Below are 21,256 nucleotides of genomic sequence, written 5' to 3'. Positions count from 1 at the left end.
GCCCCTCTACATCGCGCGCGGATCTTCGCCCGCGGCGACGGCATCCAGATAGTGATCCGAGAAATCGGTCCTGATCTCGCACCACAGCAGATTGTGGTCTGACAGCTGATGCTTGCGGTAATAGCGGCGGAAATAGTTTATCGCCTTGTCTTCGCCGCGGGGCGTTCCATCCCTGCCATGGCTTATTTTCTTGATCGCCGAACTCGTCGCATAATGCTGCGCATCCTCGCTGCGATAGACACTGTCGAAGATGTCGAGAACGCCGGAAGCCCCCAGTTTCACGCGCCTCTCGGCAAGCTTGAAGACAATCTGGTCGTAGTGGTGCTTGCCGGACAGACTGGTGGCGGCGTCACGGATGCCTTCGGTGGTGACAAAGCCCGCATCGAGCAGCGCCTTCATGGTCCGGTGCTCGGGACTGATAATATTGAAATCACCCAGAAGGATCATGTTGGCATCTGATCCGGCGCTGCGCTTTTCCGCCTTCTGCATATCGGCGAGAAATTTGGCGATTTTCTCGATTTCAGCCCGGCGCAGCTCCATCTCCGGCGAGCTGTCCGCCGATTTGCCATAATAGATGTGAACCGTACAGAGCTTGAACCGGAACCATCCGGACTGGAACGTGACAGCAAAGGGTGTGCGGGCGAACTGCAGCTTGCGGGTTGCATTCTGCTGATCCGGCGCAACGATCTCCTGGCCTTCGGGCAGCACGATTTCGCCTGCTTCGCGCAGAAAGCGGACCTTTGCCCTGCGATAGACGAAGGCCAGGCGCTCGCGGTTGCCGCTGGCGTCAGTGAGGATGTAATCCCAGTCGCCACCGAGATAGCGTTGCATCAGCAGCTCGAACTTGCGCAGGTCGTGATTGACTTCCTGGATCGCAACCAGATCGAAATGATCGATGATCTCGGCGATGTAAAGCAGCGATTCCGTGGACCGGTCATAAGCTCCACCGTCGGAAAAATGCATGATGTTCCAGGTTGCCAGCCGCAGCGATCCGCCGTCTGTGCGAGCGTGGATGTCCGCATTGAGCTGTGCCTTGAGCGCCTTCAGTCGCTCGGCCACGAAGGCCCTGTGTTCATCTGGCTTGATGTAGCGAATGGATGAAATGAACGTCATGGCCATTTCCTCTTCCGGCGCTTTAGCCGGCAGAGTATAGCCAAGTTCGCTTGTTATGTAAGTTTGCTGCAACCGCGCCCTGCCGGCCGATGCCCGACGCAAGGCCGCTGCTGATGCGGGTGAACAGCAGGTTACCAGGCTGGCGTCACCGCAAGTTCAGGTCGCACGCGCATGTCCCGGCGCGAGGAGGACCCTGACGCAGATAATCTCTCTTCTGCTCCGACGGGTGTGATATTGTCGAGGCTGGCAGCGATGTGGCCGCAAATCGCATTGACCAGGGCAGATGGCGCGCCCGGTCTCTTCATCAGTCCAATCTGTGCTGGCTGAAGCGCCGGAAAACCGTCAGCCGGGGAGAGGATGCGCATCCCCGGGCGAACCGCGCATTCCGGCAGCGGGGAGACTGCAAGTCCCGAGAGCACTGCCGAGGCGACCACGGTTGCAGACCAACTGGTAAACAGCACCTGATAATCGCGACCCGCCGAATCCAGCGCCGAGCAGGCGAGGTTTCGCCACAGACAGGAACGGCGGCCAACGGCAAGCGGAACCACCGGGTTTTCATGAACCGTGTGGTTCGTCGACGTCACCCAGTACAGCGGTTCGGTCCGGACCACTTCAGAGGACCGGGCGCGAGGATTGTGGGTGACCAGGGCAACATCGAGCTCGCCACGGGCCAAGCGGGCGGCCAGTTCACCCGATGGTTCGCATTCGATGTAGAGCTCGACATTCGGATTGGTCTTGGCAAAGCGAGCAATGATCGCCGGCATGTAGCGGTCGGCATAGTCATCCGGCGTGCCGATCCGGATTGACCCCTCGAGTTGCTGATCATCAAACGCGGCGATGGTTTCGTTATTGAGCCGGATGATGCGTCGCGCGTAGCCGAGCATGCGTTCGCCGTCTTCGCTCAGCCGGTTAAGTCTCCCATCACGAATGAACAGTGTCTTTCCGACCCGTTCCTCGAGCCTGCGCATCTGCATCGACACCGCGCTCTGGGTCTTGAACACCTTGTCTGCGGCGCGGGTAAAGCTGCCGGTGTCGACGATGGCGACGAAAGTCTGCAGCTGGTCGATATCGAGTGGCGCGGGCATTTGAGAGTCCTATCAATAGTTCTGATGATAAGGATTAGAAACATTCGCTGGTATGATCAATCATTATTTGCGAAACCGATCCTGCACGTAGGGTTTTGCGCCGCCGCCCACGCGAACGGCGCTGATTCAGTCAAGGAACATCGCAATGAACTCCCGCAGTCTCACGGCCGCCAGGCCGGCTGTCCGCACGTTGAGTTTCGGCTCAGCCCTTCAGAACATCCTCTTCGCCCTTGTTGGCAAGTCACGCGGGGTAACCAAAGCACTGTTCAACCGGCGCGTGGCCCATCGGCTTGACCAGCTTTCGGATCGCGAGTTGTCCGACATCGGTCTCACGCGCGATGATCTGCGCTATGGGTTTTCCATGCCGCTGACGACCGATCCGACCGTTGAGCTGGCTCGCCGCGCCCGCCTCAACAGTCACGTCTGATCCGTACTCCGAGGTCCCCTGCGGGATACTGCCCTGTGTCCCGCCTTTACCCGGTCGTTGCATGTTCTTGAAGAGCAGGCGCGGCCGGGTTTTTCTTGGCACCTGTCCATGGCTGGTGAGCTGGTGAAGCCACCTGAAATCTAGCGCTGCTGCTTAATGCCCTTAAGATAGAGGTCGAATATCGATTCCAGGTTCTTCTGGTAGCCTTTTGGGACTTCCTTGCCGGATTCGAACATCTGTCCGAACAGATCATCATAGGGATTGCGTTCGCGCCCCGATGGCATACGGTCGGGTTCGGACGGCTCATCCGGTTCAGGGGCTTGCCGTGCCTGACCGCCGCCCATCCCACCACTGAGCATGTCCTGAAAGATCTGCCCCAGCGGATTGTTGGCGAAGGGATTGTCTTCGCCCTTCGGGGCCTGTTGTTGCACTGCGCCGCCAAACATGCCCTCGAGGACCTGCCCCAGCGGATTGTCCATCGGTGAAGCCTTGGGCGTTGGTTTTGCCCTTGCGCCGCCCATCCCCTGCCGCATCATCTCGGAGATCAGGTCGCCAATCGGGTTGACGCCGCCCATGGCGCTGGACTGAGCATGGCTGGTCTCCTGTGCCGTCGACTGCTTGAACAGCCCGCCCATGATGGCGGTCGCGAGCATCGGCAGCATCTGCTTGTAGATTTCCCGACCGATTCCGGTCGCAGCTTCGGCCTGGGCAGCAACGGCCCGGCTGACTTCCCTGGAACCGAACAGGTGGCCCAGAATTCCGTTTCCTTCCTGCATGCCTTGCGGAGTGAAGGCATTGTGTATGTTCTCGAAATACTGTGCGTGGTTGCCGCCGGCCAGTGCCGAGAGAAAGTTGGACATGTCCATGGGGTTCGACACGTTCCGCTTCAATGCGGTGGAAAAGGCCGGCATCAAGGCTGCCATCGCCTGATCCATCTGTGCCTCGTTCAAGCCGAACTGCTTTGCCATCGCGCGCATGGCTTCGCCGTTCTGCGCCCTCATCATCATGTCGTATAGCGGCATCATCGGATCGTGTCTCTCCTCCATCCCCCCAAGGGGCTTGAGAAAAGACTATACCGCCCTGAGCTGCGTGCCTAGGGCAGTCCAGGGGTGATCGAGGACGAAATACGCGATGGTCTGTCCGCTAAATCAGTAGGCGTAGTCGACAAAGACCGGATCGACGGAGCCGTTCCAGCGGCCATTGTAGAGCGCCAGCATTTCCTCAGCCAGGGTGGTTCCGCGCGCGATGCTCTCCTCGAGTGGCGCCAGGAAATGGCTTTCGTCAGAATCCTCGGAATTGCAGGCCGCCCGATTGACAAGTCCCTTGCGGGAAATGCCCAACACCTCGCGGCCGATATCGCGCAGTGACTGGCCATTGATCCTGGCGTTCAGCCCTTCGCGCGGGGTGGTGTCGCGAAGCGAGTTGACCTCTTCCAGGCTCCAGTCCCGGGTCAGTGTCAATGCGTCCTGAATGGCGCTTTCATCGTAAAGCAGGCCGACCCAGAACGCAGGCAGCGCACAGATTCGCCGCCAGGGCCCGCCGTCAGCGCCACGCATCTCGATAAAGCGCTTCAGACGCGCATCGGGGAACAAGGTTCCCAGGTGGTTGGTCCAGTCACCCATGGTCGGCATCGGCTGCGCCAATTCGCCCTTCAGGGCGCCGTTCATGAATTGCCGGAACGTGACATGGGTGGCTTCGTGGTACTTGCCGTCGCGCAGGATGAAATACATCGGCACATCGAGCGCCCATTCAACATAATCCATAAAACCGAAATCATCGGAATAGACGAACGGCAATTGACCCGAGCGCTGGTTGTCGGTGTCGCGCCAGATGTCGCCGCGCCAGGACACCAGCCCGTTGGGTTTGCCTTCCGTGAATGGAGAGGCCGCAAACAGCGCGGTTGCCAGCGGCTGCAGCTTCATCCCGAGCTGCATCTTGCGCCGCATGTCGGCTTCAGAGGAGAAATCGAGATTTACCTGGATCGTGCAGGTCCGGTACATCATGTCGAGACCTTGGCTGCCCACCTTCGGCATGTAGCGGGTCATGATGTCGTAGCGCGATTTCGGCATTTTCGGGGTCTCGGCCCGCGACCAGGCAGGGCTGCCGCCCATGCCGAGGAACCGGATGCCCAGGGGTTCGGCGATTTCCTGCAGCTGCGCCAGATGGGCGTTGGATTCGCGGCAGGTCTGGTGAATGGTCTCAAGCGGCGCGCCCGACAGCTCGAACTGCCCGCCCGGCTCGAGACTGATGGCGCCGGCGCCGGTCGGCTCGACGAGCCCGATGATCTTGCCCGCATCAATGATCGGCTCCCAGCCAAGCGTCGAGGCCATGCCTTCAAGCAGCGCCCTGATTGAGCGTTCGCCCTCATAGGGAACCGGCTCGTGCGAATCGGTAAAGAACACGAATTTCTCGTGTTCCGTGCCAATCCGCCACTTGTCCCGCGGTTTGCAGCCTGCAGCCATCCAGCCCGCGAGCTCTTCAGTCGAACTGATCGGGGTATCGTCGGTGGTGTCGCGCGCCATGTCTGGCCCTTTTTGATCTCATAGGCGCGATATCAAACCACGCATCATGATGCTGATTGGACCGGAACCGGTCCCCCATGCAAGCAAAAATCCTTGATCCTCTGATCAAACAAGATTGATCCGCGATGGGTATAAAGCCCTACCAGTCACCAATTGTCATCTGCACCGCGGCCAACGCCGCCACTGCTGCCGTATCGGCGCGCAGGATGCGCGGCCCGAGCGGGATCGGTGTAACGAAGGACATGGAGCCAAGCATCTCACGCTCCCGCTCTGAAAAGCCGCCTTCGGGCCCGACGAGCAGCGCCAGGTCGCGCTCGGTGATGCCCGTGAGGATCCCGGTTGGATTGTTGCCGGCCTGGCTTTCATTGCAGAATATGATCCTTCGCGCCGGATCCCAATCCGACAGCAGTGCCTCCAGTTTCATGGCTTCGCCGAGTTCCGGGATGGCGAGATTGCCGCATTGCTCCGCCGCCTCGAGAATATTGGCCTCCAGCCGTGCGGCGTTGACCTTGTGCAACTGGGTATGGTCGGTGAAAACCGGGGTGATCCTGGCGACCCCCATCTCTGTGGCCTTCTGCACCAGATACTCGAGCCGTCCGACCTTGAGCGGCGCGAACAGGAAGTCCAGCCGCGGATGCGGTGTCTGCGCGCGTGTCTGAGGACCGATCTCCAGGTTTGCCGCCTTGCGGCCCTCGGGCCTCAATACTGCGCCATGCTCGCCGTCGCGGCCATTGAACACCAGCACCTCGGCCCCATCACCGAGCCGCAGCACCGTCATCAGGTAATGCGCCTTTTCCCGGTCAAGCGGCACGGTCATGCCTTCGGCGAGCGGGACATCGAGATAAAGCCGTTGAAGTTTGTAATTTGCGCGCATTCAGGCCTTCTTGCTCAAGCCGTTACGAAGATCAAGTAGCGGGATTCCAAGCGTGTGAATGAAACGCCGACCGGTATCCATGCATGAGTGCTTCAACAGTCGGGGGCGGGGTCACGAGATAAATGGAGCCGTCCGAAAGCGCATCAGTATTCAAGGGCGTGCCATACCCGTCAAACGACCAGGGCAGCAGCCTGCCGCCCCGCAAGCCGTAATGTGTGTCTGCTTGACGGATCATCGCCCCATCAGGAAGCGACGAAAGTGCATTCCGCGCAATCCGGCGCTCGGGGGCGTCCGGTTTGCGTTTGCGGTCCTGCGCCAGCAGCGCGTCGATCATGGGTGCCGAAAGCCGTTTTTCGTTCCGACTCTGGCCCAGCGCGTCGGCGAATGCGAGCGCATCTTGCCGCCGGCATTCGAAGCAGGGCCGGTGCCCGGCTGCAAGCGCGGTGACTTCATCGAGGAAAAACAGCTCGGTGTAGCTGTTGGGCTGCATGAGCTTCCGGCGTCGTCCCTTGAACGCTGTAACACAGATAAGCCACGCCCGGCTTTTCTGATGCCGCACGATGTGCTGCTCCGCATCATGCAGGACGCCACCACGGTTTCCCATGAACTCCCCGCGTGCCGGATGAACGCAGATATTGCCTGCCGGGTCGATCCTGTTCTGATAGGGCGTCTCAGGATGCACGGCGGGTGACGGCGGCGGCAATACCGGCCATCATCAACAGCGATCCGCCGCTGCGCATCGCAATCTTCATCGCTCCTGGCCGCCGGATGGTCTGCCGGGCGCCGGCCGCGGCAAAGGCGAATACGGCCGCATTGATGATCCCGAGAGCCGTAAACGTCAGCACATAGGTTACAGCTTGCGGCACGTAGGGCAGGGCGGGATCGATGAATTGCGGCACGAAGGCCACAAAAAACAGGATGCCCTTCGGGTTGAGCGCCGTGATGAGAAAGGAATCGCGGAAAATCCCCACCATGTTCGCCGGAGCCTCTGCCGCTTCGGCTTCGGAGATGTCCGGCAGCGTGACCGGCGTCTTCCACATCTTGTAGCCGATCCAGATCAAGTAGGCGGCGCCGACGAACTTGAGGATCTGGAACAGCGAGGCCGATGTCGCCAGCAGCGCGCCTGCGCCTGCGATTGAGAGCGATGTCGCGAGCAGGTCGCCCAGACCAACCCCGATCACGCTTGCCAGCGCGACCTTGCGCCCATGCGCCAGTGCCTGGGTGATCACCATGATGATGGTAGGTCCGGGGATGACCAGCAGAAGCACGCTGGCCAGGACGAAAGCGGCAAAGAGTTCGGGTGAAACTGGCATGTCCGGCGTCCTTGGTTGGTGTCACAGTAAACAAGCCGGATAATCGGCCGCGGGTCAATCCGATGGTCGTCCAGACTGGCCCAATCGCGGCCCGCCTTTGGTGAGCGTCCTGGTCTCAACCTTGATCGGCAGGTTCAATCGACCACGATGACATGCAGCGCCCGCGGGCCGTGTGCGCCGAGCAGGATAGTCTGCTCGATGTCGCCCGAGCGCGATGGCCCGGTGATCAGGTTGAGCGCACGTGGCATTTCGCCCTTGCCCTGCTTTTCGCGAACCATCGCCCAGACGCTTTCCATGTCGCCCTTGATGTCGCCGGCCTTGATCACCACGATGTGGTGTTCCGGCAGAAAATTGATGGTGGTCGGATTGTCCTGGCCCGACATCATCGCCACGGTACCGGTCTCGGCAATCCCCGCAGTGGCATGGCTGACCCCGGTCATGTCGCTGCCGTCCGACGGACCGTGGCGCAGTTCGAGGTTCTTTTCGGTCTCCCAACCGGCCGCTTTCAAACGCTTGTCGGCGCCGATCCGGATCGTTGCTGGCAGATTGCGGTCCCTGAGATAGCCTGAGACTTCCCCGGCCACCTCGCCGTAGCTGCCGACCCGCGCCAGTGTGGCGCCAAACTGTTCCGCCATCGCACAGAACAACTCGATCCGTTCCGCCTCTGCCAGCTTGGCCCTTTCTGGAATGATTCCGGCGGGCGCGCTTCCCAACCGGTCTGCAACTGTCCGGCGGCGGTCGTCATTGGACGCCGGGCTTCCCATGGAGGCCCTGATCTTGCCCAGAATACTGTCGCGCGCGCTCAATGTCCCGCCTCCTGCTTGAGGGCCTCGCGCTGCGCCCAGGCTTGCTGGAACGTCCGCCCCTCGGGTGCCGGCAGGTCGCGGTAGCGGGTCCAGCCCCCGGCAAGGGGCAGCGCATGGAAACGCCGGGAGGTTCCGCCGAACAGCGACAGCAGCGGCATGCCCAGCGAGGCAGCAAATCGGTAAAGTTTTGGCCGTTTGGCGAAAAAGGCCCAGGCCTTCAAGCCGTAACGTGCAACTGCTGGCGTCAGATTTCGTTCGAATTCGCGTTCGCGCCAGTGCCGCATCATCTTGGGCAGCGGAATCCGCATCGGGCACACCGCCTCGCAGCGGCCGCAGAAGGTGGACGCATTGGGCAATTGCCCCGTCTCGTCAATGCCGTTGAGCGAGGGTGTCAGCACCGCGCCCATCGGGCCGGGATAGACCGAGCCATAGGCGTGACCGCCGACGGCATGATAGACCGGGCAATGGTTCATGCAGGCACCGCAGCGGATGCAGCGCAGCATGTCCTGGTACTCGGTACCGAGCATGGCGGATCGGCCATTGTCCAGGAGCACCACGTGATACTCATCCGGCCCGTCAGGGTCTTCCTCGCGCTTGGGGCCGGTGGAAAACGTCGTATAGACGCTCATGTCCTGCCCGGTGGCGGAGCGTGCCAGTACGCGCAGGATCTGCGAAGTGTCTTCCAGCGTCGGCACGATCTTCTCGATCGAGGCAACAACCACATGCACCTTGCCAAGCGTTTGGGTCAGGTCTCCATTGCCCTCGTTGGTGACGATCACCGAACTGCCGGTCTCGGCAATCAGGAAATTGGCGCCGGTGATCCCGACATCGGCCGCAAAATACCGCTGGCGCAACACTTCGCGGGCTTCGCTGAGCAGCGACACCGGCTCTGACAGATCGCGCTCGCTGGCCAGATGCGTGTGCACCCGGCGGAAGTCGCCCTCGACCTGCTCCTTGTTCAGATGCACCGCCGGCGCGATGATGTGGCTCGGGTGTTCGCCGCGCAGCTGGATGATGTATTCGCCCAGATCGGTTTCCACCGGCTCGATGCCGTTGGCCTCGAGATGATCGTTGAGTGCGATCTCCTCGGTGATCATCGATTTGCCCTTGGTCACGGTGCGGGCATTGGCCTTTCTGCAGATATCGAGCACGATCCGGCGCGCGTCTTCGGCTGTTTGCGCCCAGTGGACGTGACCCCCAGCGGCGGTCACCTTGCGCTCGTACTCTTCCAGGTACAGATCTAGGTGGGCCAGCGTGTGGTTCTTGATGTCACGCGCATTGTCGCGCAGCGCATCAAATTCCGGCAGCGCGTCGGCAGCCTTCTGGCGCTTGCCGATGAAGCCCTTCTCGACATTGCCGAGCGCCTTTTGCAATTGCGCGTCGACAAGTGCCTTGGAAGCATTGGCTTTGAACTTGTTGGCGGTGAGTTCCATCGGGTGTCTCCTGTTCCGCCTATTTGCCCGAGCCGGCGATCGGCGCCTGGCTGGTCATGCCTGCGAGCACCTCGGCGACGTGGCGGACCTCGACATCCGATCCCTGGCGCTTGAGCTTTCCGGCCATGTTCATAAGGCAGCCGAGATCACCGGCCAGCAGCATGTCGGCACCGGAGGCATCGATATTGCCGACCTTCTTGGTGACGATAGCATTGGAGATTTCGGAGTACTTGACACAGAAGGTGCCGCCGAAACCGCAGCAGACATGTGAATCGGTCATTTCCTTGATTTCAAGCCCGCTGACATTGCCCAGCAGCTTGCGCGGCTGCTCGCTGATATTGAGTTCCCGCAAACCGGAACAGGAATCATGATAGGTGATCCGGGCGTTGAGCGCCGCCCCGGTGTCGCGCACCATCATCACGTCGGTGAGAAACGAAATCAGCTCGTGGCATTTGGCGGAAAAGGCTTTGGCCCGCTCCTCCCAGGCCGTATCGCCTTCGAACAGGCAGGGATAATGTTTCCGCAGCATCGAAGCACAGGATCCCGAAGGCGCGACGATAAAATCGAATTCCTCGAAGGCTTCGATCACCTGTTCGGCAATTTCGCGCGTGTCGGCCCGGTCGCCGGTGTTGTAGGCCGGCTGGCCGCAACAGGTCTGCGCCACAGGCACATGCACCTCGCACCCGGCATCCTGCAACAGCTTGACGCTTGCAAATCCGACCGATGGCCTGAAAAGATCGACCAGACAGGTCGCGAAAAGCCCGACACGTGGTTGCCTGACGGACTTCGTTTCACTCGACGTCACTCTGCCGCCTCCGTTTGATTGTGATTGGGGGTCTTGGTGTCACCCGAAAGATCCGGCGCGCGCTGCTGCAGCCTGAGTTTCGAAACCCGTTCCCAGTCGCCCGAGCGTTCCGCGTCGGTCATGGCCCGGGAGACGAAATCGATATGGGCCTGGGCCGAACGTCTGGCCGCCTCTGGATTGGCCGCCATGACCGCTTCATATATCGCAACGTGGTGCGCCAGCAGCTGATCGCGTGCGCCCGGCAGGTTGTAGACCATGGCCCGGTTGTAAAACACGCCCTCGGCGAGCAGTCGGTAGCAGGACCTCAGCGTATGAAGCAGTATGATGTTGTGTGCACATTCGCCAATGGCATTGTGGAATTCGACATCGATGCCGGCCTCTTCCTCGAAATCGTCTTTCTCGTGCGCAGCCTTCATCGAGGTGATTATCCGGGTCAACAGCGCGCGGTCTGCCTCGGTTGCCCGTCGCGCAGCAAATTCTGCAGCGATGCCTTCGATTTCGCGGCGGTACTCGAGATAATCCAGCGTTGCCTTCTGGTGCCGGGCGATCAGCTCCATGACCGGCCGGGTAAACACCTGTCCGATCACGTCGGCAACAAAGGTTCCACCGCCATGCTGCGTCTTGAGCAGTCCCCTTCCTTCGAGAACCTTGAGTGCCTCGCGCAGAATCGGTCGCGAGACGTCGAACTGCTTGGCCAACTCCCGTTCCCCGGGAAGCCGGTCGCCAACGCGCAGGATCCCTTCGAGCACCAGAACCTCGATCTGATAGACCACCTCATCAGCTGTCCGGCTGTGCTCAATACGTGCAAAAATGTCCGCAACCATTGCCATTATCCGTTTGCTGCTCCGTTCGAGCGTACCAAGGCACCGGAAAGGTGGTCAATATTTTTATCCAGTTCAGGGAGTGTTTCCCATTGATGGGTCGCCGGCACGGGGTGGCGAGAAACGCGTTGTGCACCTTGCGAGCAGCTTCAAACCAGCTCAGGCGAGGCCGTTTAACGTCGCGTCTTTTGCGGGATCGAGGCTCGAGCGGTTCCGGGCCCCAAGCTCACAGCCCGTTTGCTGACGGGCAGCGCGGGCCTAACGGGCTCCCTGTTCCCGGTCCCAGTAGGGCGTCGGTCCGTAGAGTTCTGCGAGGTAGTCGATAAACAGCCGTACCTTGGCGGGCAGGAACCTGCGGCTTGCATACACCGCGTGGATCGCCACGTTGCGCGAGCCCTCGTAGGCCGGAAGCACCTGAACCAGCCGCTGGTCGGCCAGTTCCGCGCCGATGTCCCAAGTCGAGCGCAGGGCAATGCCGACGCCGCCGATTACGGCTTCTCGCACCACTTCGCTGGAATTGGTTTGCAATGGTCCGAGAGGGCGGTGGATTGTTTCGCCCTGAGGCCCTTCGAGTTTCCAGGTGTCGTTGTTGTGGGGCGCCAGGCAGACATGGCTGTCAAGATCGCCCAGAGTTTCAGGCATTCCGTGTTTGTCGAGATAGGCCGGAGACGCCACAAGAATCCGGCGAACTGGTGCGAGTTTGCGCGCGACGAGGCTTGAATCGCTCAATTCCGCGATGCGAATGGCGAGATCATAGCCGTCTCCGACGATGTCGACGAACTCGTCCCTGAGCATCAGATTGACGCCAAGATCCGGATTTGCCTGCATGAAGGTGTTGATGTGGGGCGCGATGTGCATGCGTCCAAACGATGTCGGCGCGGAGACTTTCAAGACTCCATGGGCAAGTGCCGAACGCCGCGACACGAAAGCTTCGGCCTCCTCTATCCCTGCCAGGATAGCAACCACGCGTTCGTAAAAGCCTTGTCCGGCTTCGGTCAGCGAGATCTGGCGCGTGGTGCGCTGCATCAGCCGGGTGCCGAGTCGGTCCTCAAGTCTGCGAAGTCTCTTGGATACCACGGCGGGAGACAGTCCGAGCTCGCGCCCGGCCGCCGACATCGAGCCAGCGGACACGACCCGGGCAAAAATCTCCAAGTCTCCCAAATTGTTCATGCTGAATGGGTTCTCTCTATTGGAGCTTCACTGATACCAGTACGCGCATGGTGCGCATGTAGATCATTATTGTACAAAAGCCGAGCAGGCGTGGCCGCAATAGATAGGGGCTGCTGGCACGGTTTAGCCAATTCAAGATTGCCGTTCCATGAAGAAAGTGGTAAATAAATAATACCAGTTTCAGCCCGTTTGCCACTCTATCTTGGGCATGGGACGGGCAAGGGAGGATGTCATGTCGGAATTGATCGCGTTTCAGCAACCTGACCAGGCAGTCATTGAGCGCCGTCCTGCAATCATTGCCGACCTTGCGGAACTGCTTCCCGAAGGCTGCCTGATCACCGAAGAGCGCGAACTGGTGCCGTTTGACACGGACGCATTTGTTTCCTACCGGCGCATGCCCTTGGCCGTCGTCTTGCCTGAAACCACGGCGCAGGTCGCTGCCGTTCTCAAATATTGCAATGACAATGCCATCCCTGTCATCCCGCGCGGCGCCGGCACTTCGTTGTCCGGTGGCGCGATCCCGCAGGAGGATGCCGTTGTTATTGGCGTGTCCAAGATGAACCGGATCCTCGAGGTCGATCTGCCCAACCGTGCCGCAATCGTTCAGGCGGGCGTGACCAACATCTCGATCAGCCAGGCCGTGGATGCCGACGGTTTCTTCTATGCACCCGATCCCAGTTCGCAGCTCGCCTGCACCATCGGCGGCAATATCGGCATGAACTCCGGCGGGGCCCATTGCCTCAAATACGGTGTCACCACCAACAATCTGATGGGAGTCAAGATGGTCATGTTCGACGGCTCCATCGTCGAGATCGGCGGCAAGGCGCTGGATGCGGCTGGCTACGACCTGCTTGGCCTGATCTGCGGATCCGAGGGCCAGCTCGGCATCGTCACCGAAGCGACTGTCAGGCTCATCGCCAAGCCCGAAGGCGCCCGCCCGGTACTGTTCGGTTTCGAAAGTTCAGTCGCTGCCGGCGCCTGCGTCACTGACATTATCGGCGCGGGCATCATCCCGGTCGCCATCGAATTCATGGACAAGCCGGCCATCGAGATTTGCGAAGCTTTCGCCCAGGCGGGTTACCCGATGGATGTCGAGGCGCTTCTGATCGTCGAGGTCGAGGGTTCCGAGGCCGAGATGGATGCCATGTTGGAGCGCATCATCGAGATTGCGCGCAAGCACGGCGTCAAGACCATCAAGGAAAGCCAGTCCGCCACCGAAGCGGCGCTGATCTGGAAAGGCCGCAAGTCGGCGTTTGGCGCCACCGGCCGGATTGCGGATTATATCTGCATGGACGGCACCGTGCCGCTTGGGCAATTGTCCCATGTGCTTGAAAAAACCAGCGAGATCATCGATCGCTACGGATTGCGCGTCGCCAATGTGTTTCACGCCGGTGACGGCAACATGCATCCGCTGATCCTGTTCGATGCCAACGATCCGGAAGAAAGCCTGAAGGCGGAAATGGCCGGCAACGACATTCTCAAGCTTTGTGTTGACGCCGGCGGTTGCCTGACCGGAGAACATGGCGTGGGTATCGAAAAGCGCGATCTCATGCGCCATCAGTATTCCGATGTTGACCTTGCCCAGCAGATGCGGGTGCGTGCGGCATTCGATCCGAAATGGATCCTCAATCCCTCCAAGGTGTTCCCGCTCGATGGCAGGAACGGTTCGCAGCCGGGCAACCAGACTGTGCCTGAGACCGGGAAGACAGCAGCATGAGCGCGGTCGATATTCAGTATCCCGAAACCGAAGATGACGTTGCGCGTATTGTTGCCGATGCGAAAGCCTCCAACCTGTCGGTCGAGGTGAGGGGCGGCGGCACAAGGCTGGGTCTTGGCCGGCCTTCGCAATCGGCATCTGCCTTGTCACTCGCAAAACTGACCGGCATCACCAATTACGACCCATCCGAACTGGTGATGGCGGCCCGCGCCGGTACGCCGCTTGCCGAGATCGAGTCGGCGCTGGCGGAAAACAACCAGATGCTGACCTTCGAGCCGATGGACCACCGGCCGCTTCTGGGTGCCACCGGCGAGCCGACCATCGGTGGCGTTTTTGCAGCCAACGTCTCCGGCCCGCGCCGCATTTCGGCCGGTGCCGCGCGCGACAATCTGCTCGGTGTCCGCTTCGTCAACGGCACAGGTGAAATTGTCAAGAGTGGCGGCCGGGTGATGAAGAATGTGACCGGCCTCGACCTGGTTAAGCTGATGGCCGGCTCATGGGGCACGCTCGGTGTCATGTCCGAAGTCACCTTCAAGGTGCTGCCGAGACCGGAGACGGCGGTGACCATTGTGGTCTCCGGGCTCAACGATGCCGAAGCCGCCGAAGCCATGGCGGCAGCACTCGCCATGTCGGTCGAGGTCTCCGGTGCTGCGCATCTGCCTGAAAGCGTCATACACAAATTCGCAGGCGGCAGCCTCAAGGGCGGTCCCGCCACAGTCCTCCGTCTCGAAGGGCTGACGCCGTCGGTTGATGTCCGCAGTGAACGATTGGTCGCCGAAATGGCCCGTCGCGGTACGGTCTCGGTGCTGGAAGCACAGGCATCCCAGGACCTGTGGCGCGAGATCCGTGACGTCATCCCGTTTGCTGACGGCACCATGAAGCCGGTCTGGAGGGTCTCGGTGGCGCCGTCCGCGGGACATCAACTGGTTGCTGCCCTAAGGCTCAAGACCGGCGTTGATGCCTTCTACGACTGGCAGGGCGGTCTCGTCTGGCTGCGCATGGAAGCCGATCCGGAAGCCGATCTGGTCCGGCAATACATCAAGGTGCTTGGCGGCGGTCATGCCACCCTCATCAGGGCCGATGCCGCAACCCGCGCGTCGGTTCCCGTATTCGAACCGCAGCCCAAGCCGCTGGAAGCCCTGGCACGGCGCATCAAAGACCAGTTCGATCCCGCAGGCGTGCTCAATCCCGGTCGCATGACGGCAGGCATGTGATAGCATCACGGACCTTGGCAACACGCTGATCGTACCGACACACAGGAGCAGGCAATGACCAACCCCGATCAAACCCCCGAGAGGCGCCAGACCGACCGCTGGCTCGAACCCGGCAAGACCAATATGCAGGTCATCTACGTGCTTTATCTGGCGAGTTTCGTCATCGGCATCACCGGCATCGTCGGGATCGTGCTTGCGCATCTCAACCGCGGCAAATCCGCAGCCTGGATCGAAAGCCACTACACCTGGGCGATCCGCACCTTCTGGCTCGGCCTGCTTGGCGCGCTGACCAGCGGCGTGCTGATGATTGTCATGATCGGCATGCTTTTGATGCCCCTCGTGGCGCTCTGGGTCATCATTCGAACCATCGTCGGGCTGCAGAAACTGGGCCGCAACGAAGCCATCACCAATCCTCAAAGCTGGCTGCTTTGAGAGCCGCCGGCACAAGCCGCGCTAATTGCGGGCCGGGGCGGCCTGGCCTGCCGAACAATTGAGACTTCCAGGGACATCGCGACATGCAGACCAATTTTACCGCCGAGCAGCTGGCCGATCCCGGTGTCGCCGAATCCGAGAAGATCCTCAGGAAATGTGTGCATTGCGGTTTCTGCACCGCGACCTGTCCGACCTATGTGACGCTCGGCAACGAACTCGACAGCCCGCGCGGCCGGATCTACCTGATCAAGGACATGCTCGAAAACAACCGTCCCGCCGATGAGAAGGTGGTAACCCACATCGACCGCTGCCTGTCCTGCCTGTCCTGCATGACCACTTGTCCGTCGGGCGTCAATTACATGCATCTGGTCGACCACGCCCGCGCCCATATCGAAAAGACCTACAAGCGTCCCTTGATGAACCGCATCACCCGCGGCCTGCTGGCCATGGTGCTGCCTTATCCCGGACGCTTCCGCGCCTCTCTCTATGCAGCGCGCCTTGGACGGCCCTTCGCACCGTTGTTCAGGGCGCTGCCGGGGATGAAGCCGATGGCGGCGATGCTGGAGCTTGCGCCGGCATCCGTGCCCGAGCCTTCGAAAGTCTCAAAACCCGGCTCCCATCCCGGCTCTGGGGACAAGCGCGGGCGTGTCGCCATTCTGACCGGCTGCGCCCAGCCGGTGCTCAAGCCCGGCATCAATGAGGCAACGGTGAGGCTGCTCAATCGGATCGGTGTCGAGGTGGTGGTGCCCGAGGGCGAGGGGTGCTGCGGTGCGCTGGTGCATCACATGGGCCGCGAGCATGACGCGCTCGAGGCCGCGCGCAAGAATGTCGATGCCTGGACGCGGGCCATCGACGATGGCGGGCTCGACGCCATCATCATCACCGCCTCGGGCTGCGGCACCACGATCAAGGATTACGGCTACATGCTGCGCGAGGACCCGGCCTATGCGCAAAAGGCAACACGTGTTTCGGAGCTGGCCAAGGACATCACCGAATATCTCGCCGGCATCGAAATGCCTGCGCCGGTGAATGGCGCCGATCTGGTCGTGGCCTATCATTCGGCCTGCTCGATGCAGCATGGCCAGAAGATCACCACCCAGCCGAAAACGCTTTTGAAGGCGGCAGGCTTCACCGTCAAGGATCCGCCGGAAGGACACCTGTGCTGCGGCTCGGCTGGAACCTACAACATCATGCAGCCCGAGATCGCCCGTACGCTGCGTGATCGCAAGGTGAAGAACATCGAGCGGACAAGGCCGGATCTCATCGCCACCGGCAATATCGGCTGCATGACCCAGATCGCGGGCGGCACCGACATACCGATCATCCACACGGTGGAACTTCTGGACTGGGTCTACGGCGGCAACAAGCCTGCTGGGCTGCCCGCAGCCAAGTCCGTGTGATTGGAAGCTGCTGAATAGCGGCTGATCCGTCGGCAGCAGAAAGGCAGCGCCCGAGACCGCTGCCTTTTCGTTTGTTTCTTGCTGGTGCCGGAGCTAGTGCATGTCGCGTTCAAATGTAGAGGTCGCTGCTCAGCTGCCCCCGAACAGCGTGCCGAAGAAATCCATTCCCCGGTCGGTATAGAGCTTGTCCGCTCCCCGGCCGTTCGGTCCGATGACAATCACCTTGGAGCCGATACCGGCGCGCTTGTAGAGATGTTTCACATCCTTGTTCATCATCCGGATGCAGCCTGACGACATGTTCTGGCCAATGGTCCAGGGCTGGTTGGTACCGTGGATCCGGAAGATCGTGTCACGTCCACCCCGGTAGAGATAGAGCGCCCGCGCGCCGAGCGGATTGTTGATCCCCCCTTTCATGTAGTGTGGAATTTTGCGGCCCTTGCGGCGCTCCCGCGCAATCATGCTTGCTGGCGGACGCCAGTCCGGCCATTCAGCCTTGCGGCCGACTTTCACGGTACCAGACCAGCCGAAGCCTTCGCGCCCGACCCCGACGCCATAGCGTGTCGCTCGGTTGTTGCCTTCAACGTAATAGAGATACTTGGTGGACGTATCGACAATGATGGTGCCGGGTTTCTCGTCGGTGAGAAACCGCACCTTCTTGCGCATGAACTCCGGTTTCGGCTTCTTCGATTGCGCCACCTGGACGATCGGCAGTACGCCCTGCGACGCCGCTGCCAGTGTCGATCGCGGCATTGCCGATGCGTCCTTCAGTGCAGGCGCGATCAGCAGCGCCAATGCGCCGGCCGCGATGACCGCAAATCGGGTGGAAAATCCTCGTCGTGTCATGATGTCCCCTCGTTGATGGTTTTGGCCCTTGGCTACAAAGGTACCATTGAAAACGCAGTGATCAACCTTTCACGGCGTGTAAACGGACCTCCGGTTTTGCTGATACGGCCTGCCGCTTGGCGAAGGGATGACTTTCGCCGCAACTGGTCTGAATCATATCAATATCTTATCTCGCACCGTCGGACTGATTGTTCGCATGATCTGCTTGCCTGAGACGAAAGACCCGGCGCAGGCGAGGGACCTGGCCGGGTTTGCTTCCGTATCGAAGTGTTCAACCGTTGGTTACAACACGATAACCTTGGCGCCGACTCTGGCGTTCTCGTAGAGTTCGGTCACGTCCTCGTTGCGCATCCGGATGCAGCCGGACGAAACCGCCTTGCCGATGGTCCAGGGCTGATTGGTGCCGTGGATCCGGTACAGTGTCGAGCCAAGATAGAGTGCGCGGGCGCCGAGCGGGTTTTCCGGCCCGCCCTTCATATGCGCCGGCAGGATCCGGCCTTCCTTCTCGCGCACCCGCTTGATCATCTCTGCTGGTGGACGCCAATCCGGCCATTCCGCCTTGCGGGTGATCCTTTCGGTGCCGCTCCAGGCATGGCCTTCCTTGCCCACACCCACGCCGTAGCGTCGCGCCTGTCCGTTGGCCATGACGTGGTAGAGATAGCGCTCACTGGTGTTGATGATGATCGTGCCAGGCTTCTCGCTGCCGGAATAAGCCACGGTCTGCGGCAGGAACCGTTGATCGATCTGGGCCGCCGGCTTCGGCTTTACGCGCGGTGCGGCAAGCGACACATTGGTTACCTGGCGCCGATGAACCTGTGGCGTGCGCGGTTGCCGGATAACCGACCGCACAGCCTTGGGCTTGGTCCTGTAGACCACGCCGCCGCGTGGCGCTGCCTGGCCGCGAAGCTGCATCACCCAGGGGGCGGTCAGGTCGGGGCTGAGCACTACCGGAGGCCGTTGCCCGTAACGCTCGCCGGCGCTCGCGGTGCCGGAGAATGCGGCCAGACTCAGCGCCGCGCCGGTCATCAAAAGGAGAGCAAGTTGTTTCATCGGACGCACCAAAAACCTTTCGTCTGATCACGACAGTCTGCCACCGCGCGATCTGCGCGGACCGATCTGCCTTCCACGATCCATGCTGGGGCAGGGGTGGAATCAATTGGTGAATCCGGGTCTCTCAAAAGCCGGTTTCGCCCGAAACCTCCTCTTAGGGTTATCGCCGCCTTGCCAAACGCGGTGAACGACCGCTTAATTGCCTCCGATTCCCGATTAACCACGAGAGCGAGCTGCAAAATGGCGCATGAGAACGGCCTTATCACGGGCGAGGATGGCCGCACTCGCTGCTTCTGGCCGGGCGATCTGCCCGATTATCTGGCTTACCACGATGCCGAGTGGGGCCGCCCGGTGACCGATGACATAAGGCTGTTCGAAAAGATCTGTCTTGAGGGGTTTCAGGCCGGGCTGTCCTGGCTCACCATCCTGCGCAAGCGCGAGAACTTTCGTGCCGGCTTTGCCGCATTTGATTTTCGCAAGGTGGCGCTCTTCGATGAGGCGGACATCGAGAGGCTGGTGGCGGACAAGGGTATCATCCGTCATCGCGGCAAGATTGCCTCCACCATCAACAACGCCAAACGCGCCATTGAAATGGTCGACGAATTCGGCTCGCTCGCGGCCTATTTCTGGCCCCATGAGCCTGGTCCGGATGAGCGGCCGGCGGTGGTGGACTATGCAACCCTGATGGCCAATCCGACCACGGCCGTTTCGACCCGCATTTCCAAGGACCTCAAGAAACGCGGCTGGAGCTTTGTCGGCCCGACGACGGTCTACGCCTTCATGCAGGCCATGGGGCTGGTCAACGACCATCTCGAAGGCTGCTGCTGCCGTGCCGAGGTCGAGGCATTGCGCAACGAGTTCGTGCGTCCGACATGACGCCGGATGAGCTCAAGGCCCTGATCCACGAGGTCGCAGCGGAGAGGCCGGAAATCGGGCCGCTGGAGGAGAGCCTCAAATGGGGCGAACAGAGTTTTACCCCGGCCAAGCGCAACATCGGGCAGCACGGTCCGGATTCAGCCGCGCCCTGATGGCAATGCGGCGATGATGTTCATCTGCCACACCAATCTGGTCGAGGAATTCCGCGGGCTGTATCCCGATGCGCTGACATACGAAGGCAACCGTGCCATCGTGGTTAGCGCAAAGGAGGAGCCCGATCGCCTGGCGCTGGCCCACTGCATCGCGCTGGCACTGACCTACAAGTTGCGCAGGAAACGCTAGCCGGCCCGCCTGCGGGTGCGGTGCTGCTTGGCCAGGATCGCCACTGCCACGCCGCCAAGGATCAGCAGCGATGACACCACCAGCCGCAAGCTCCAGCCTTCGGCCGCAAACAGCGTGCCGCCAACTGCAGCAATGACCGGCACCGTCAGTTGCACGATCGCCCCTTGCGTGGCGCCGATCTGCCTGAGCACGCGGTACCAAAGGGCATAGCCGAGGCCGGATGTCACTGCGCCCGAGATTGCGGCGAGAACCGCACCGCGTCCGCTGGAGTGAGCGGCCTCTCCGGTGAGCAGCACAATTGCTCCGAGCGGAATCAGGAAGACGCTCGATCGCACGAAATTGTCGGCTGTCGCCTTGAGTGGGTCGGGCAGGCCGCGGCCACGCAGCGAATAGGCGCCCCAGGCGACACCGGATACCGCCATCAGCGCCGCCGCCCAGGGTTCGGGTGCCGACAGCCCGGGGGAGACCAGCCAGATGAACGCGCCGAAGGCCGTCGCAAGCCCGAGCCATTCGAGCCATGATGGCCGGTCGCCTTCCTTCAGCGCCCAGCCGATCATCGTTGCCTGTACGCAGGCAAACAGGATCAGCGCGCCGATCCCGGTCTCGAGCGCCACATAAGCGTAGGAAAACGCCACCGCATAGGCAAACAGGGCAAATGCCGAAGCCCAGGACCCCGACTGAAATCGCGGAGAACGGGCGCTGCCGGAACCGGTCAACTCCACCAGCAAAGCCAGCATGATTGCTCCGCTGATGAGCCGTATCGCCGAATAGCTTGCCGGATCGATCAGCGGCGCATCCCCCGAACCGTTCGCTATTCTGGCGAGTACCGAATTGGCGGCAAAGGCGATCATGGTCAGGCTTGTGATCAGGAAAAGGCGCAAGGGAGCTGCTTTCGGAGAGGTGTCTGAAACTGGTAACGGCCTCTATCGCCCGTTTTGCGGTCCATGTCGATCTTCCGGCCTCGTCACCGCCATCACACCCACATAAGCCTGTGCGGAGCCCGCCCTTGGCCG

Annotated in this window: 23 protein-coding genes; 8 read left to right on the top strand and 15 right to left on the bottom strand. The window is 61.1% G+C overall.

Features of this window, described 5'->3' with window-relative positions:
* Positions 1-6: 6 nt before the first annotated feature.
* Positions 7-1,113, bottom strand: coding sequence for an endonuclease/exonuclease/phosphatase family protein (locus tag CRO46_RS16360; RefSeq protein ID WP_179759094.1), 1,107 nt, complete (start codon positions 1,111-1,113; stop codon positions 7-9).
* Between the two features lie 131 nt (positions 1,114-1,244).
* Positions 1,245-2,198: a LysR substrate-binding domain-containing protein gene (locus CRO46_RS16355; protein ID WP_097108874.1), complete on the bottom strand. Its 954-nt coding sequence runs from the start codon at positions 2,196-2,198 to the stop codon at positions 1,245-1,247.
* Positions 2,199-2,343: 145 nt separating this feature from the next.
* Here CRO46_RS16355 and CRO46_RS16350 point away from each other — a divergent pair, with 145 nt between their 5' ends.
* Entirely contained in the window at positions 2,344-2,625 is a 282-nt protein-coding gene (locus tag CRO46_RS16350; RefSeq protein WP_097108873.1) for a DUF1127 domain-containing protein, read from the top strand.
* 140 nt (positions 2,626-2,765) lie between these two features.
* Here CRO46_RS16350 and CRO46_RS16345 read toward each other — a convergent pair whose 3' ends face one another.
* From CRO46_RS16345 to CRO46_RS16300, 10 genes are all read right to left on the bottom strand, one after another.
* On the bottom strand, positions 2,766-3,650 hold the full coding sequence (locus CRO46_RS16345; RefSeq protein ID WP_097108872.1) for a DUF937 domain-containing protein: 885 nt from the start codon (positions 3,648-3,650) through the stop codon (positions 2,766-2,768).
* Positions 3,651-3,773: 123 nt separating this feature from the next.
* Positions 3,774-5,147, bottom strand: coding sequence for a glutamate--cysteine ligase (locus tag CRO46_RS16340; RefSeq protein ID WP_097108871.1), 1,374 nt, complete (start codon positions 5,145-5,147; stop codon positions 3,774-3,776).
* Between the two features lie 139 nt (positions 5,148-5,286).
* Positions 5,287-6,021, bottom strand: coding sequence for a 16S rRNA (uracil(1498)-N(3))-methyltransferase (locus tag CRO46_RS16335; protein WP_097108870.1), 735 nt, complete (start codon positions 6,019-6,021; stop codon positions 5,287-5,289).
* A 31-nt stretch (positions 6,022-6,052) separates the two neighbouring features.
* Positions 6,053-6,625: a hypothetical protein gene (locus CRO46_RS16330; RefSeq protein WP_244577932.1), complete on the bottom strand. Its 573-nt coding sequence runs from the start codon at positions 6,623-6,625 to the stop codon at positions 6,053-6,055.
* Between the two features lie 67 nt (positions 6,626-6,692).
* Positions 6,693-7,334 carry a LysE family translocator gene (locus tag CRO46_RS16325; protein ID WP_097108868.1) on the bottom strand — a complete coding sequence of 214 codons (642 nt, stop codon included), beginning with the start codon at positions 7,332-7,334 and terminating at the stop codon, positions 6,693-6,695.
* Between the two features lie 134 nt (positions 7,335-7,468).
* On the bottom strand, positions 7,469-8,140 hold the full coding sequence (locus tag CRO46_RS16320) for a LutC/YkgG family protein (RefSeq protein ID WP_097108867.1): 672 nt from the start codon (positions 8,138-8,140) through the stop codon (positions 7,469-7,471).
* Complete coding sequence (locus tag CRO46_RS16315) at positions 8,137-9,573, bottom strand: LutB/LldF family L-lactate oxidation iron-sulfur protein (protein WP_097108866.1); 1,437 nt, start codon at positions 9,571-9,573, stop codon at positions 8,137-8,139. The genes CRO46_RS16320 and CRO46_RS16315 overlap by 4 nt, the downstream gene beginning before the upstream one ends.
* A gap of 19 nt (positions 9,574-9,592) precedes the next feature.
* The gene (locus CRO46_RS16310; protein WP_097108865.1) at positions 9,593-10,378 is read right to left on the bottom strand and encodes a (Fe-S)-binding protein; all 786 of its coding nucleotides are present in this window, start codon (positions 10,376-10,378) and stop codon (positions 9,593-9,595) included.
* Entirely contained in the window at positions 10,375-11,202 is an 828-nt protein-coding gene (locus CRO46_RS16305) for an FCD domain-containing protein (protein ID WP_097108864.1), read from the bottom strand. Before CRO46_RS16305 ends, CRO46_RS16310 begins: the two co-directional genes overlap by 4 nt.
* A gap of 255 nt (positions 11,203-11,457) precedes the next feature.
* Positions 11,458-12,369, bottom strand: a complete 912-nt coding sequence (locus tag CRO46_RS16300; protein WP_097108863.1) for a LysR family transcriptional regulator — start codon at positions 12,367-12,369, stop codon at positions 11,458-11,460.
* A gap of 232 nt (positions 12,370-12,601) precedes the next feature.
* Here CRO46_RS16300 and CRO46_RS16295 point away from each other — a divergent pair, with 232 nt between their 5' ends.
* The 4 genes from CRO46_RS16295 (at position 12,602) to glcF (ending at position 17,132) form a co-directional block, all read left to right on the top strand.
* Positions 12,602-14,086, top strand: coding sequence for an FAD-binding oxidoreductase (locus CRO46_RS16295; RefSeq protein ID WP_097108862.1), 1,485 nt, complete (start codon positions 12,602-12,604; stop codon positions 14,084-14,086).
* Positions 14,083-15,300 carry a glycolate oxidase subunit GlcE gene (gene glcE / locus CRO46_RS16290; protein ID WP_097108861.1) on the top strand — a complete coding sequence of 406 codons (1,218 nt, stop codon included), beginning with the start codon at positions 14,083-14,085 and terminating at the stop codon, positions 15,298-15,300. The genes CRO46_RS16295 and glcE overlap by 4 nt, the downstream gene beginning before the upstream one ends.
* A gap of 54 nt (positions 15,301-15,354) precedes the next feature.
* On the top strand, positions 15,355-15,732 hold the full coding sequence (locus CRO46_RS16285) for a DUF4870 family protein (RefSeq protein ID WP_097108860.1): 378 nt from the start codon (positions 15,355-15,357) through the stop codon (positions 15,730-15,732).
* Between the two features lie 83 nt (positions 15,733-15,815).
* Positions 15,816-17,132, top strand: coding sequence for a glycolate oxidase subunit GlcF (glcF, locus tag CRO46_RS16280; RefSeq protein ID WP_097108859.1), 1,317 nt, complete (start codon positions 15,816-15,818; stop codon positions 17,130-17,132).
* Positions 17,133-17,261: 129 nt separating this feature from the next.
* Here the strand turns inward: glcF and CRO46_RS16275 are convergent, their stop codons facing one another.
* Both CRO46_RS16275 and CRO46_RS16270 read right to left on the bottom strand, forming a co-directional pair.
* On the bottom strand, positions 17,262-17,975 hold the full coding sequence (locus CRO46_RS16275; RefSeq protein WP_097108858.1) for a L,D-transpeptidase: 714 nt from the start codon (positions 17,973-17,975) through the stop codon (positions 17,262-17,264).
* Between the two features lie 282 nt (positions 17,976-18,257).
* Positions 18,258-19,025, bottom strand: coding sequence for a L,D-transpeptidase (locus CRO46_RS16270; protein ID WP_097108857.1), 768 nt, complete (start codon positions 19,023-19,025; stop codon positions 18,258-18,260).
* 240 nt (positions 19,026-19,265) lie between these two features.
* Between CRO46_RS16270 and CRO46_RS16265 the strand changes: the two genes are divergently transcribed.
* Genes CRO46_RS16265 through CRO46_RS20080 form a run of 3 tightly spaced genes read left to right on the top strand, consistent with a single transcriptional unit; the run spans position 19,266 to position 20,243 of the window.
* Complete coding sequence (locus CRO46_RS16265) at positions 19,266-19,901, top strand: DNA-3-methyladenine glycosylase I (RefSeq protein WP_097108856.1); 636 nt, start codon at positions 19,266-19,268, stop codon at positions 19,899-19,901.
* Positions 19,898-20,053: a hypothetical protein gene (locus CRO46_RS20085; RefSeq protein WP_210421537.1), complete on the top strand. Its 156-nt coding sequence runs from the start codon at positions 19,898-19,900 to the stop codon at positions 20,051-20,053. The genes CRO46_RS16265 and CRO46_RS20085 overlap by 4 nt, the downstream gene beginning before the upstream one ends.
* A gap of 13 nt (positions 20,054-20,066) precedes the next feature.
* Positions 20,067-20,243, top strand: coding sequence for a hypothetical protein (locus CRO46_RS20080; RefSeq protein WP_210421536.1), 177 nt, complete (start codon positions 20,067-20,069; stop codon positions 20,241-20,243).
* Here CRO46_RS20080 and CRO46_RS16255 read toward each other — a convergent pair.
* Positions 20,240-21,124, bottom strand: coding sequence for a DMT family transporter (locus tag CRO46_RS16255; RefSeq protein ID WP_097108855.1), 885 nt, complete (start codon positions 21,122-21,124; stop codon positions 20,240-20,242). The genes CRO46_RS20080 and CRO46_RS16255 overlap by 4 nt on opposite strands.
* Positions 21,125-21,256: the final 132 nt, after the last annotated feature.

It is taken from the genome of Parahoeflea halophila, from assembly GCF_900220985.1.
GTDB classification, from domain to species: domain Bacteria; phylum Pseudomonadota; class Alphaproteobacteria; order Rhizobiales; family Rhizobiaceae; genus Hoeflea; species Hoeflea halophila.
Note: the sequence above shows the minus strand (reverse complement) of the source record. Positions and strands in the feature narration are given on the sequence as shown.

What these genes read in the sequence shown, in the direction of transcription:
- CRO46_RS16295 (WP_097108862.1), top strand. Translation starts at nt 12,602, where the DNA reads ATGTCGGAATTGATCGCGTTTCAGCAACCTGACCAGGCAGTCATTGAG.
- CRO46_RS16355 (WP_097108874.1), bottom strand. Translation starts at nt 2,198, where the DNA reads ATGCCCGCGCCACTCGATATCGACCAGCTGCAGACTTTCGTCGCCATC.
- CRO46_RS20080 (WP_210421536.1), top strand. Translation starts at nt 20,067, where the DNA reads ATGATGTTCATCTGCCACACCAATCTGGTCGAGGAATTCCGCGGGCTG.
- CRO46_RS16305 (WP_097108864.1), bottom strand. Translation starts at nt 11,202, where the DNA reads ATGGTTGCGGACATTTTTGCACGTATTGAGCACAGCCGGACAGCTGAT.
- CRO46_RS16325 (WP_097108868.1), bottom strand. Translation starts at nt 7,334, where the DNA reads ATGCCAGTTTCACCCGAACTCTTTGCCGCTTTCGTCCTGGCCAGCGTG.
- CRO46_RS16270 (WP_097108857.1), bottom strand. Translation starts at nt 19,025, where the DNA reads ATGAAACAACTTGCTCTCCTTTTGATGACCGGCGCGGCGCTGAGTCTG.
- CRO46_RS16350 (WP_097108873.1), top strand. Translation starts at nt 2,344, where the DNA reads ATGAACTCCCGCAGTCTCACGGCCGCCAGGCCGGCTGTCCGCACGTTG.
- CRO46_RS16285 (WP_097108860.1), top strand. Translation starts at nt 15,355, where the DNA reads ATGACCAACCCCGATCAAACCCCCGAGAGGCGCCAGACCGACCGCTGG.
- CRO46_RS16345 (WP_097108872.1), bottom strand. Translation starts at nt 3,650, where the DNA reads ATGATGCCGCTATACGACATGATGATGAGGGCGCAGAACGGCGAAGCC.
- CRO46_RS16315 (WP_097108866.1), bottom strand. Translation starts at nt 9,573, where the DNA reads ATGGAACTCACCGCCAACAAGTTCAAAGCCAATGCTTCCAAGGCACTT.
- CRO46_RS16275 (WP_097108858.1), bottom strand. Translation starts at nt 17,975, where the DNA reads ATGACACGACGAGGATTTTCCACCCGATTTGCGGTCATCGCGGCCGGC.
- CRO46_RS16340 (WP_097108871.1), bottom strand. Translation starts at nt 5,147, where the DNA reads ATGGCGCGCGACACCACCGACGATACCCCGATCAGTTCGACTGAAGAG.
- glcF (WP_097108859.1), top strand. Translation starts at nt 15,816, where the DNA reads ATGCAGACCAATTTTACCGCCGAGCAGCTGGCCGATCCCGGTGTCGCC.
- CRO46_RS16335 (WP_097108870.1), bottom strand. Translation starts at nt 6,021, where the DNA reads ATGCGCGCAAATTACAAACTTCAACGGCTTTATCTCGATGTCCCGCTC.
- CRO46_RS20085 (WP_210421537.1), top strand. Translation starts at nt 19,898, where the DNA reads ATGACGCCGGATGAGCTCAAGGCCCTGATCCACGAGGTCGCAGCGGAG.
- CRO46_RS16330 (WP_244577932.1), bottom strand. Translation starts at nt 6,625, where the DNA reads ATGGGAAACCGTGGTGGCGTCCTGCATGATGCGGAGCAGCACATCGTG.
- CRO46_RS16265 (WP_097108856.1), top strand. Translation starts at nt 19,266, where the DNA reads ATGGCGCATGAGAACGGCCTTATCACGGGCGAGGATGGCCGCACTCGC.
- CRO46_RS16360 (WP_179759094.1), bottom strand. Translation starts at nt 1,113, where the DNA reads ATGACGTTCATTTCATCCATTCGCTACATCAAGCCAGATGAACACAGG.
- glcE (WP_097108861.1), top strand. Translation starts at nt 14,083, where the DNA reads ATGAGCGCGGTCGATATTCAGTATCCCGAAACCGAAGATGACGTTGCG.
- CRO46_RS16300 (WP_097108863.1), bottom strand. Translation starts at nt 12,369, where the DNA reads ATGAACAATTTGGGAGACTTGGAGATTTTTGCCCGGGTCGTGTCCGCT.